This window comes from uncultured Fretibacterium sp. (genome assembly GCF_938040765.1).
GTDB lineage: Bacteria > Synergistota > Synergistia > Synergistales > Aminobacteriaceae > CAJPSE01.
On sequence record NZ_CALIAA010000316.1, the window covers coordinates 1 to 11,126 of the forward strand.

General features: G+C 63.4%; 8 protein-coding genes and 1 pseudogene. 5 read left to right on the top strand and 4 right to left on the bottom strand.

Annotation, left to right across the window (positions count from 1 at the left end; all coding sequences use genetic code 11):
* The 5 genes and pseudogenes from Q0176_RS10965 to Q0176_RS10985 form a co-directional block, all read left to right on the top strand.
* Positions 1-642 (top strand): annotated as a pseudogene (locus tag Q0176_RS10965) (hypothetical protein); the annotation flags it as partial.
* Positions 639-3,824 (top strand): CRISPR-associated protein Csx11, encoded by a 3,186-nt coding sequence (locus tag Q0176_RS10970; RefSeq protein WP_299302901.1) that lies wholly within the window; start codon positions 639-641, stop codon positions 3,822-3,824. The pseudogene Q0176_RS10965 and the gene Q0176_RS10970, both read left to right, overlap by 4 nt.
* On the top strand, positions 3,821-4,906 hold the full coding sequence (gene cmr4 / locus Q0176_RS10975; protein ID WP_299302904.1) for a type III-B CRISPR module RAMP protein Cmr4: 1,086 nt from the start codon (positions 3,821-3,823) through the stop codon (positions 4,904-4,906). Before Q0176_RS10970 ends, cmr4 begins: the two co-directional genes overlap by 4 nt.
* Complete coding sequence (locus Q0176_RS10980; protein WP_299302907.1) at positions 4,903-5,295, top strand: hypothetical protein; 393 nt, start codon at positions 4,903-4,905, stop codon at positions 5,293-5,295. Before cmr4 ends, Q0176_RS10980 begins: the two co-directional genes overlap by 4 nt.
* A complete protein-coding gene (locus tag Q0176_RS10985; RefSeq protein ID WP_299302910.1) occupies positions 5,292-6,179 on the top strand; it encodes a hypothetical protein in 888 nt (295 codons plus the stop codon). Before Q0176_RS10980 ends, Q0176_RS10985 begins: the two co-directional genes overlap by 4 nt.
* A gap of 94 nt (positions 6,180-6,273) precedes the next feature.
* Here the strand turns inward: Q0176_RS10985 and Q0176_RS10990 are convergent, their stop codons facing one another.
* The 4 genes from Q0176_RS10990 to Q0176_RS11005 form a co-directional block, all read right to left on the bottom strand.
* The gene (locus Q0176_RS10990; RefSeq protein WP_299302913.1) at positions 6,274-7,488 is read right to left on the bottom strand and encodes an ABC transporter permease; all 1,215 of its coding nucleotides are present in this window, start codon (positions 7,486-7,488) and stop codon (positions 6,274-6,276) included.
* A 2-nt stretch (positions 7,489-7,490) separates the two neighbouring features.
* Positions 7,491-8,222, bottom strand: a complete 732-nt coding sequence (locus tag Q0176_RS10995) for an ABC transporter ATP-binding protein (RefSeq protein ID WP_299302916.1) — start codon at positions 8,220-8,222, stop codon at positions 7,491-7,493.
* Complete coding sequence (locus tag Q0176_RS11000; protein WP_299302919.1) at positions 8,219-9,496, bottom strand: efflux RND transporter periplasmic adaptor subunit; 1,278 nt, start codon at positions 9,494-9,496, stop codon at positions 8,219-8,221. Before Q0176_RS11000 ends, Q0176_RS10995 begins: the two co-directional genes overlap by 4 nt.
* Positions 9,497-9,581: 85 nt before the next feature.
* A complete protein-coding gene (locus Q0176_RS11005) occupies positions 9,582-10,904 on the bottom strand; it encodes a TolC family protein (RefSeq protein WP_299302922.1) in 1,323 nt (440 codons plus the stop codon).
* Positions 10,905-11,126: the final 222 nt, after the last annotated feature.

Here is an 11,126-nt window from a genome sequence, read left to right on the forward strand (position 1 = left end):
TTCGAGGTGATCAATCCCCACGACCGCGCCCGCCGGGCCGGGACTCAGCCCATTTACTACGAGGTCGTCCCGGCCGGAACGACGGGGATGCTGCGGTTGCTCTACGCCCCCCTGCCGGGAGAGATCGAACGCGACCAGACGACGCCGGACGCCTTCATCCAAGACCTCATCGACAGCATAAGGGCACTTCTCGAGAACTACGGCATCTCCGCAAAACGCACCGCCGGATGGGGTAAGGCGAGGATCGACCTTAAAAAATCGAAGCTGCTGTTTTTGGAGGGAAACCCCCTAGATCACTTTATTCCTGATGCAACAGTGCCCTATGAAGCGCCCTCTGAGGCTTTCAAAAAGCTAATGGATGATAACGGTTTGCCGATAAAGATTTTGTTTGATGAAAAAGAGAAGTTAAAGTTTATCAGCAAGACACAGTTCAAGAAACTTCCAGAAGAGAAGAAGCCTTGCAAGAGCAGCGAGTTCGAGGATTTTAAGGGATGGTACGAGAAACATGGGGAAGAATACGGTCAGCGTCTGAAGGCGAATGCAGGGGATACACTATCGCTGAAGATAAAGAAACGCAGCCTCGAGGATTTTATCGAGGCGATGGCAAAAACAGGGAATACCCGGCAGGGAGGCAATCCATGACGAATGTCGAAGCGTGGGACCGTTTGCGGAAGCACCGCCCTCTGCTTCTGGCGTGTGAGGCGATCGGGTGGCTTCACATGGCCGGCAAGGCCAGGATCGATTTTCTGCAGATGCACGGCGGACAGGAAAACGGCTATGACTACAAGGCTTGGGGCGATCAGGAAAACTGGGACAACCCGCTGCAATGGGTGGAGGACAAATTCAAGCTGGACGAGGAGGCGTGGCCCGAAACGCTGACGGCGTTTATCACCGAGCACGCAGAACGCTCATCAAAATCGGGCCTTGTCAGTCTGCTCCAGGCCGGGCACGCCATGGCGTCGGGCATCGAAAAAAATCTTCCTGCAGATACCTCCAAGTATCTGGGACAGGATGTCACCCACATGTGGATGTCCTCGGCCTTCGGGACCCCGGTCCGCAATCTGCTGGCCGACCCGCCCGAGGCACTCACCGAGGCGGGCTGGAAGCGCCTGCTAGAGCAAATCAAAACGCTGCTGATAAATCTCGAGGTACTGGCCAACCTGCCCGAGGCAGGCTGGAAACACCTGATCAGTCAAATCAAAAAGCTGCTGGAAGATCTCAAGGCGCTGGCCAATCCGCCCGAGAGGCTCACCGAGGCGGATTGGAAACAGCTGCTGGAACAAAGCAAAACGCTGCTGATAGAGTACGAGGCACTGGGCAATCTGACGGTGCCCGATGCGGCAGACGACCTTGACGACTGGTGGAATTGGCGGGAGGGGGTGGTGGGACCCGATGGCTGGCTGCGCAGAGCGTTTACCAGTACCCTGGCCGAGACCCGACTTCCGAACAACGACGTCACGCTCTTTGATCAGTCCTATGTCGCGGCCGCGCTGTTCAAGAGCGCCGTGGCCGGGGCGGTTCTGGAGGGCAGTAAATTCCCCTGGTCCGGCAAAGGACTCAAGCAAGGGACCCGTTGGCGGCTCCTGACGGTCGGGATCGGCGTGGACCACTACGAGGCCCGGGCGGTGAAGATCGGCGACTGGACCGGGACGCGCCTGGCACTGGACAAGTTTTTCACCAAAGTCCGCAAGCTCCTCGAGGTCAAACTGGCGGTGGGCTCCCTGCTGTACAGGGACGGCGGCGTCTGCGTCTTCTCGTTTCCGGGAGAGCGGCTCGATCATACAGGTGGCGATTTGCATATCGCAGATTGGCAAAGCTGGTTGAAAGAGGAGATTGACGGATACGCCCGCGAAATCAACCTCGAGATGCCGCCCTACTGCTACATCAACGCTCCCTCCCGCTCTCTCGTGGGGATGACGGCGGAAATTCAAAAGGCTCGAAAGGCGACGGCCGTGCCGCTGCATCGCAAGTGGCAGATCCCCGGACAAGATTCTCAAGATTCCTCGGGTGGCCCCGCCTGCCCGGTATGTCTGGTGCGCAGAAGCCCTTCAGGAACAACAAACAGGCAAAGGCCTTGCACTCCCTGCCAGACGCGGCGGACCCATCGCCTGGACGCGTGGCTGAAGGGGGAGTTCGGCTCGAACTCCATCTGGCTCAGCGAGGTGGCCGACGCCAACGACCGTGTCGCCCTCGTAACGATGAGCCTGGACATCGAGCCGTGGCTGGACGGAACCCGTCTGGATGCGCTCAGAACCCAAGCCATTCCGGAATGGCGGAAGTTCAATCCTGAGCTGAAAGACAAAACAAGCTCTACGCCTAACCTAAATCCGATTGCTCCCTCCACCTGTTTCGACAGCCTCTTTCAATATATCAAAGGGAAGCTCGCATCTTTTGACAAAAATGACCTCGTGCTGTGCAACCTCCAGGAGGGGTATCGGCACGAGAAGAATTGGCCGTCTTTTTTCTCCAAAATCGTCGAGGACCGCTCCCAAGCCCCCAAATGGGACACGCTGGACGACAACGACCGTGCCGCATGGCTTGCGCATCAGCTGTTCTGCAAACTCGCCTCCCCCGGCCGCATCCATCGTTTCTGGCGGCAGACCGAGGAATTCTTCAAGAAGCTCCTCGGCGAGTTCCACGAGCTGGCGGCCGCAGACCGGAACCGATGGCGCGTGCGGCGATTGCTCTTGAAACCCGACCAACCGTCATCGACATGGAAAAACAGAGTCCCCTACAATGGCAGGTGCGACGGCAACCCCATCGATCTGCTGTTCGACGAAGAACGGAAAGGCTTCGTCACCCTCTTCAACATGTCCCGATTCCTGGCTCCAGAGCAGGACAAGAGCGCGATCCAGAACAAAGAGATCGTACTGAAAGACGACGACAACAAGAATGCCGGTACGTTGAAGGTGCAATCGGTTGAGAATGTTTCCGGCGCCTTGGGCGTTTACCATCCGGTGATCCCGCTCGAGCTTTCCCCCATGCGCTTTCGGGTCCTTCTGCCGCTCGAAGCCGCATCGGCCTGTGTGGATCGGGCGGCTGAAGCGTGGCGCGCCCAATTTGCCCGCGTCTGGGACCGCCTGCCGCTTCGGGTCGGGGTGGTGGCCTTTTCCAGAATGATGCCGTTTCAGGCGGTGATCGAAGCGGCGCGGAACATCGAGAGCGACCTGGAGGGGACGAACGAGCCCGAAACCTGGCGGGTGGCGGGGTGCGAAACGCGGGAGGGCGTCGCCGCCCTCAGGCTCGAGTCCCTCGATCACCCGCAAGAGCTTCTTCAGACCGTCCCTATCACACTTTCCGACGGACGGGACGACGTGTTCTATCCGTACCTCGCCGTAGAGGACAAGCATCCCCGCTTCCCTCGGGACTTCCGGCATCCGAACGGACAGGTCTTCAGGCACGCGAGCGACCTGCAAAGCGGGGACGGCATCTCCGTCTACCCGTCACGTATCGCCGTCCTCTTCATGGACGATGCGACAAAGCGATTCCAATCGCCGCTCTGCAGGCCGCTCATGGAATGGCTGAGGATGCGCGAGCTCTGGCAGCTGGTGGACCGGTACGCACCGAGCCAGACCGCGCTCCGCGGAGCATGGTCGGAGGTCGTCGAGCGGCGCGAAGCCTGGCAGAGGCCGGATGGGACATGGCTCGACGGAGGAGAGGCAGCCTGGCTCTATCTTGCGCGCGCGGTGTTCCACGAACGTCTGGGCGTTCGCGGCGCCTGCCTCGAGGAGTTGGTGGAGGCCGCCGGAGACGGCCTACTGGACTGGAGCCTGGAGTGGCACATAAGCGTATTGAAAAAACAAGTGTCCGGAGGTAAACGATGACTGCAGGAAATGAAAGTCTCAATAAAAGTCCCAATGGAAGCCCCAGTGAAAGCCCTAATGAGAGCCCCAATGAAAACTGCAACGAGAGCTTCAAGCCGTTTTCGTTTGCCGGCATGGCGCTCGACCCCATCCATGTCGGTACGGGCGGAGCCCGACTGGGCCGGGTGGACAACACCATCGTGCGCGATCCGGTGACGCGGATTCCGAAGATCCCCGGTTCGAGCATCGCAGGTGTCATGCGGGCCTACACGGCCATGAAGAAGGAGAAATACCCCGGCTGCGCGGGGCTCGGTCAGCCCGACGGCGAAGGCGGGCACTGCGGGAAGGCCGATTGTCCCGTGTGCACCGTGTTCGGCTTCGCCAAGGGCGCGGGCTCGAGCGGCGGGTTCGCGGGGCTGGCGGCATTCAGCGACATGCACGTGCTGCTCTTTCCCGTGGCATCGCAGCTGGGGCCGCAGTGGATCACGTGTCCAACGGCATTGCGGCAATCCAGGACTGCGGAACTCCCGGTACTACCCGATCAACAGGCCGTTTACCGCAGGAAGGACGAGGCAAAAAATCAGACCTTCTTGAACCTCGGCTGGCTCTTTCTGCCGGTCGAAACGAATTGGCCACAGAAGGACGAGACAATTCAGCCGGACGGGATAATTCAAAAGATTAAGAAATTGAATGTGCCCGACTACATCACCAACAACCTGGGGATCGTCTCCGACAAGCTGTTCGCGTATATCGTGAACAGCAACCTCGAAGTTCGGACCTCGGTCGCCATCGATCCGGCCACAGGGGCAGCGGAGGAAGGGGCGCTGTTCACCTACGAGGCCCTGCCCCGGGGCACGGTGCTCTTTTGGGAGCTGACCTGCCGAAATCCCAAGCACTTCAGGGTCGGTGAAAATGTCGGTCAAAACGACGTGAAGGCGGTCGACTCGCCGGAGGGTGTCAAAGAGGTTATCGCAGAAGCCTGGCCCTATCTGGAGCATCTCGGCATCGGCGGCATGGGAAGCCGGGGCATGGGACGGCTGCGCGTGCTGGTGGAGAAGAAGAAACTTTCCGATGCGGGCGGGACGGAGGAGGGGGATCGGTGATGGGCGCTCCGGCTTTCGAGAACCTGGACCTCGCCTGCGCCAGGACGGGGCAAGCTATCGCGGAGAAACCGTCGAAGGAGCTCGAGAAGCTCGTCACGAGTGCTCTCGCCGTCCTGGAGGAGCAGGGGGTTTATGCCCTATTTCTTTTCCTGAAGACGCGGGGTGGCAAAACAGCCCCAACTATCGTGCAGGAGGCTCACAAGCTCCTGAGAGAAACGCCGCGGCGGGCCCCTTTGCTTGACAAGGGCAATGGCGACGTCTTCGAGTCGCTCCAGTCTATGAGCGAAGACCTCGACAAGTTGCTGCTGGCCCGCGATCTGCTCCGCCAGGCGCTCGTCTACGCCCGCTATCACGCGCGGGGGCCAGAAAAGAGCGAGTCACGAACATGAGCTGGTCGTTATCTCGATGGGTCTGGCGGCTGGAAGCGCCGCTTTTCGTCGGCATGTCCCCGGCAGGGGCGCTGAATCGCTGCAGGCCCTACGTCCCGGCACGTGCGCTTTGGGGAGCCGTGACCGCCGAAATAGCCCGATTGAAAAGCGGCGAAAGCTTTCCGGATTACAAAGGTGTGGGAGACGAGGTCAAGCGAAGCTGCCGCTTCACCTACCTCTTTCCCGCCGAGAAACAGGACGGCAGATTTCTGGCTTGGCTGCCGAAATTCGAGAAGGAGAAAGGCCTCCGGTGGTGCCTCCAGGACTGCGGGAAAAGCTGGTCGGACCGCGATTTCCGGCGCCGCCTGTTGGACTCCCGACCCGGCACGGCAATCGTTCCCGAATCGGACTCCGCACTCGAGGGCTCGCTGCGGCACACGGAATGCATCAGTCCCTGGTGGCGTGATTCCAACAGCCAGGGAGAAACGGCGGCCCCCGTACTGCTTTTGGGGTATGTTTTCTGGCAAGACAGCGACCGTCACAGGCAGTTGCAGGATATCGAGACCCTTTTCATCGGAGGCGACACCCGATACGGTCTCGGGAAAATACGCCGTATCGATATGTCGTCCAGCGACGACAACGTCTTCGGAAAGCCCGTTCGTCCGGACAGGGAGCACCCCGAAATAGGGAGCGACATCGTTCTGGGACACGCTCCGGAAGGCGGTGGAGACGAAGGAATGCAGGGGGCGAAGGAACTCCTCGGCGGCTGGGATCGAGGCAGCCCGTGGAAAGAGGGAAAACTGGCGTGGGCTCCCGGCTCGTGCGACACCAACCATACGGACGAAAAGCCTGTTTACTGGTCGATAGACCGCGAGGGCTACTGGGCACGTCGGGACGATCGATAGCCGATGTCCGCATGCAGCACCTCCGAAAAAGCCTGAGGTCAAACAACTCGACGACCACCGACTGAAAATCGGTGGTCGTCGAGTCATACGCCAGTCACTCGAACCGCAGGGCGTCGATGGGCCTGAGCCGCGACGCCTTCCAGGCCGGATAGAGGCCGAAGAAGACCCCGACGACGCCGGAGAACCCCGCCGCCAGCGCGATGGCCCCGGGCGACACGGAGGTGGGCCACGTCAAAAACTCCGTCACGCCCCACGACGCAGCCATCCCCAGGAGGATCCCCAGGACGCCGCCCAGCAGGGACAGCACCAGCGCCTCCAGCAGGAACTGCAGTCGGATGTCCCCGGCTCGGGCCCCTATCGCCATGCGGATCCCGATCTCGCGGGTCCGTTCCGTGACGGAGACCAGCATGATGTTCATGATGCCGATCCCCCCCACCAGCAGGGAGATGGAGGCCACGGCCCCGAGCAGTGCGGACATCACCCAGGCCGATTGCTGCAGGGACTCCACCATCTGGGTCATGTTCCAGATCTCGAAGTCGTCGTCCTTCCCCTTGCCGATTCGATGTCGCTGGCGCATCAGGGCCCGGATCTCCGCCATCCCCCCCTCCAGCATGCTGACGTCCCGGACCTGGATGAGGGCCATGTGCACGGATTCGGCCAACGAGCTGCGCACCAGGCGCCGCTGCGCCGTGGTGATCGGCACCACCACCGTATCGTCCTGGTCCTGCCCCATCGACCCGCCGCCCTTCGGGGCCAGCACGCCCACGACCTCGAAGGGGATCTTGTTGATCCGGACGATCCTGCCCACGGGGTTCGTCGTGCCGAAGAGCTGGGTGGCGACCGTCTGGCCGATGACGCAGACCTTGGCCGCACTCCGCTCGTCCTCGTCGTCCAAAAGCCGCCCCAGGTAGATGCTGCGGTTGTCGACATCGAAGAACGACGGCGTCGTGCCCGTCACGCGGGTCGGCCAGTTCTGGTTCTCGTAGATCAGCTGGGCCGAGAGGTTCACCAAGGGGGCCGCCCGGAGCACCGACCAGCACTCCTCCGTCACGGCCCTCACGTCGGAGAGGGTCAGGCGCGCGCCCCCGCTCTGACGCACGCCGCCCGAACGGGGCGCTCCCGGGCTCAGGATGAGCAGGTTGCTCCCCAGGCCGGAGACGAGGTCCTGCATCTGGACGGAGGCGCCATTCCCCACGGCGACCATCGCGATGACCGCCCCGACCCCGATGACCACGCCCAGCATCGTCAGAAGCGAGCGCGTCTTGTTCGCCAAGAGCGAGGACAGGGCGGTGCGCAGCGTCTCGAACATCCTCAATTCCCCCTTCCGGAGGGCGTCTCGTCGGAGACCAGGCGGCCGTCCTTAAAGTGCAGGACGCGCCGCGCGTAGGCGGCGATATCCGGTTCGTGCGTCACCAGGACCACCGTCTTGCCCTCCCGGTTGACCTCGACGAGAAGGCTCATGATCTCCTCGCTCGTCCGCGTGTCCAGGTTCCCCGTCGGCTCGTCGGCCAGGATCAGGGGCGCCCTGCCGACGAGGGCCCGCGCGATGGCGACGCGCTGCTGCTGGCCGCCGCTCATCTGATTGGGCCTGTGCTTCAGACGGGCCCCCAGCCCCACTCGCTCCAGGGCTTCTCGGGCACGCTCGCTCCGTTCCCGCGAGGGGACCCCCGAATAGACGAGGGGGAGGGCGACGTTGTCCACGGCCGACAGGCGCGGCAGCAGGTTGAACCCCTGGAACACGAAGCCCAGCTTCTCGTTGCGGACCTTCGCCAGCTCGTCGCCCGAGAGACAGGCCACGTCCCGCCCGTCGAGGAGGTAACGGCCCTCGGTCGGGGAGTCCAGGCAGCCCAGCATGTTCATCGTCGTGGACTTTCCCGATCCCGAGGGCCCCATCACCGCCACGAACTCCCCGTGCGCCACCGAGAAGGAGACGCCGTCCAGCGCACGCAGCTCCACGTCCCCGGTCCGGTAGACCTTGACGAGGTCCTCGACCTCGATCAGAGGGCGCGCGGGCCTCTCCGAAGCGGAATCCGGGACGCTCATCGGCCCGACCTCACCACGACGGCCTCGCCCCCGGCCACGACGGCCGCCCCGGCGGTGCTGAAGGAGACGGCCAGCTCCTGTCCCTCCTTGAGCTGCGAGTCCGAGACCTCCACCCACGTTCGGTCGCTGATCCCCTGTTCCCCGACGGGGACGCTGCCCACAATCTTTCCGCCCTCCACGACCCAGACTACGGGCTCGTCCTCGTCGTCCGAACGGTTCCCATTTCTTCGCCGCATCGGGGGCAACCCCATGATCGACCCCGCCCCCTTCTCCTCCTTCTCCGTCCCGGAGGGCGCGGAGAGTGCGGCGAGGACATCGCCCGGCGGCGTGAAGCGGAGCGCCGCGGCCGGGACCTTCAGCACATCCTTCTTCTCCTCCGTGACGATGGTCACGTTGGCCGTCATACTGGGCTTCAGCTTCAGCTCCGAGTTGTCCACCCGAATGATCACCGTGTAGGTGACGACGTTGGAGACGACCGTGGACTTCAGGCGCACCTGCGTCACCGTCCCCTCGAACGTCGTGTCCGGCCACGCATCGAACCGGCAGATCGCTTTCTGCCCCTCCGCGATGCGTCCAATGTCCGCCTCGTCGACGCTGGCCTCGATCTGCATCCGGGTCAGGTCGCGGGCGATGGAGAAAAGCGTAGGCGTCTGAAGGCTGGCCGCCACGGTCTGCCCCACATCCACCTTTCGTGCGATGACCACCCCGTCGACGGGCGAGACGATGCGTGCGTAGCCCAGGCTCGTCTCGGCCTGCTTCAACGAGGCCTTGGCCTGCACGACCTGGGCGTTGTGCTCGGCCAACGAGGCGCGGGCCAGGGAGAGCTTGGTCTCCGCGGCGTCCAGCTCGCTCCGCGCGATCAGGTTCCGCGACCAGAGCTCCTTGTTGCGCCTGAAGGTCCGGTCCGCATCCGCAGCGGACGCCTTGGCGCTCGTCACGCGGGCCTGAGCAAGGGCCAAAGAGGCCTTCACCTCGTCGACCCTCGACTGCAGCATGTCGGTGTCCAGCATGGCGACCAGCTGGCCCTTGGTGACCCGGCTGTTGTAGTCCACATAGATCTCCTTGATCGTCCCGGAGACCTGCGTGCCGACGTCCACCATCTCCACGGGGTTGACGCTTCCGGTGGCGCTGACCGTCGCGGAGATGCTCCCGCGCGTCACGGGCTGGGTCCGGTAGACGTACTCCGTCCCCCCATCCCTGAAGTACCCGTACCAGACGCCCCAGGCGATCCCCGCCGCGACGGCCCCGAACAACAGCATCTTAAAAACCTTCATGAACGACTCCTCCGAGTATCCGCACCTGTCGAGAACGTCCCTGCAAAGAACGTATCCATTGAGAATGTAAGAATGAAAACGGCGTTCATTCGGCGCCCTCCGGCTCCGTCAGCTCGACCCCCGTCGCGCTCTCCAGCGCGAACTGGGCCACCTGGAGATCGTAGCGGGCCCGATAGACGGAGAGCCGCGCGTCGGTCAGGGCCAGAAGCGCGTCCGAGAGCGCCAGCGAATCCCCGACGCCCGTCCGGTAGCGCCCCTCGGCCAGGGAGTAGTTCTCCTCCGCCTGGGCGACCGTCAGCCCCGCGATACGGATGCGCTCCCGAGCGTTACGGATGTTCAGGACGGCCTTTCGGACCTCCAGGAGGATGTTCTGCCGCAGGGCCTCGCGGGCCGCCTCCAGGCTCCGGACCTGCGCCCGGGCGATATCCGTCCGCGCGGACGCCGCCCCTCCGTCGACGACGGGGACGTTGAGGGAAAGGCCGACGTTCCACTCCGAGCTGAGCGAGGAGATCTCCTCGCCGCCGGCGCTGTACCCGCCCCTCAGCGACAGGCTGGGGGAGGAGGCCCGCGCCGCGGAGCGCACCTCGGCCTTCCCGGCGAGCGTCCGCCGGTTCGCGGCCTCATAGTCCTGACGGTGCTCCAGGGCCAGGGCCTCGGCTCCGCCCTCCGCCGACTCCGGCAGGGCACGGTCCTCCGCCCGGACCTCGAACGGGCCGGCCAGGTCCACGCCCATCGCGTTCAGCAGCGCGGCCTGCGCGACCCGGACGTTCGACTCCGCCTCCACCAGCGCGAGCTGGGCGTTCCCCAGGTCCACCTCGGCCTTCGTCACGTCGCTCTTCGGCTTGAGCCCCGTCTCGTAATAACCCTTCGCGCGCTCCAGATGGAGCCGGAACGAATCCACCGACTCCTTCCTCTGACCGCGGACCTCCCCGGCCAGGAGCAGGTCCATGTAGGCCTTCTTGACCCCGTAGCGTACCTGCAGCCGCGTCTTTCTTCCCTCCGCCTCCGTCGCCGCCAGCGTGCCGCGCTGAGCCTCGACGGCGTACTTCGTCCGGTTCGCGTCGAAGACCCTGACGCTCGCCGTCACCCCGGCCGTGTAGCTGCTGCCCGAGGGCGCCCCCTCTCTGCCGGAACGGGCCGCCGACGCATTGGCCGAAGCCTGCACGCGGTCCTCCACGGCCGTCAGGGAGAGCCGACGGCGCTCCGCCTCGCGCTTCGCATCCGCCCCGGCAAGGTCGGGATGGTTCGCCTCCGACAGGGCCAGGCACTCCTCGAGGGTCAGGGTTCGGACCGCCTCCTCTCCCCGTGCGGGGAAAGCCTGGAACAGGGCCGCGGCCACGCAGGCCATGCAGAAAAAGGCCGCCGGGAAAGCAACGCCCCGCCCCTCTCCTCTCTTATCCGATCTCATGTGATTTTTCGCCTCCAAATGGTGTGTGCCCTCCGGCCTTTCGATTCCAAGCAAAAAGTATAGGGTATGGCATTCCAACGGACAACGTAAGGATATACGGGGGAAAGTCGTAGAAATACGCAGGTTTCGCAACGGACAAGAAAAAAGGAAGTGCGGCAGGTCGCAAAAAGTCCCCGGACCGGCGCTATAATGAGACGACAGACTGTGCAGGCTTCGCGCGCC

What these genes read in the sequence shown, in the direction of transcription:
- Q0176_RS10995 (WP_299302916.1), bottom strand. Translation starts at nt 8,222, where the DNA reads ATGAGCGTCCCGGATTCCGCTTCGGAGAGGCCCGCGCGCCCTCTGATC.
- cmr4 (WP_299302904.1), top strand. Translation starts at nt 3,821, where the DNA reads ATGACTGCAGGAAATGAAAGTCTCAATAAAAGTCCCAATGGAAGCCCC.
- Q0176_RS10970 (WP_299302901.1), top strand. Translation starts at nt 639, where the DNA reads ATGACGAATGTCGAAGCGTGGGACCGTTTGCGGAAGCACCGCCCTCTG.
- Q0176_RS11005 (WP_299302922.1), bottom strand. Translation starts at nt 10,904, where the DNA reads ATGAGATCGGATAAGAGAGGAGAGGGGCGGGGCGTTGCTTTCCCGGCG.
- Q0176_RS11000 (WP_299302919.1), bottom strand. Translation starts at nt 9,496, where the DNA reads ATGAAGGTTTTTAAGATGCTGTTGTTCGGGGCCGTCGCGGCGGGGATC.
- Q0176_RS10990 (WP_299302913.1), bottom strand. Translation starts at nt 7,488, where the DNA reads ATGTTCGAGACGCTGCGCACCGCCCTGTCCTCGCTCTTGGCGAACAAG.
- Q0176_RS10985 (WP_299302910.1), top strand. Translation starts at nt 5,292, where the DNA reads ATGAGCTGGTCGTTATCTCGATGGGTCTGGCGGCTGGAAGCGCCGCTT.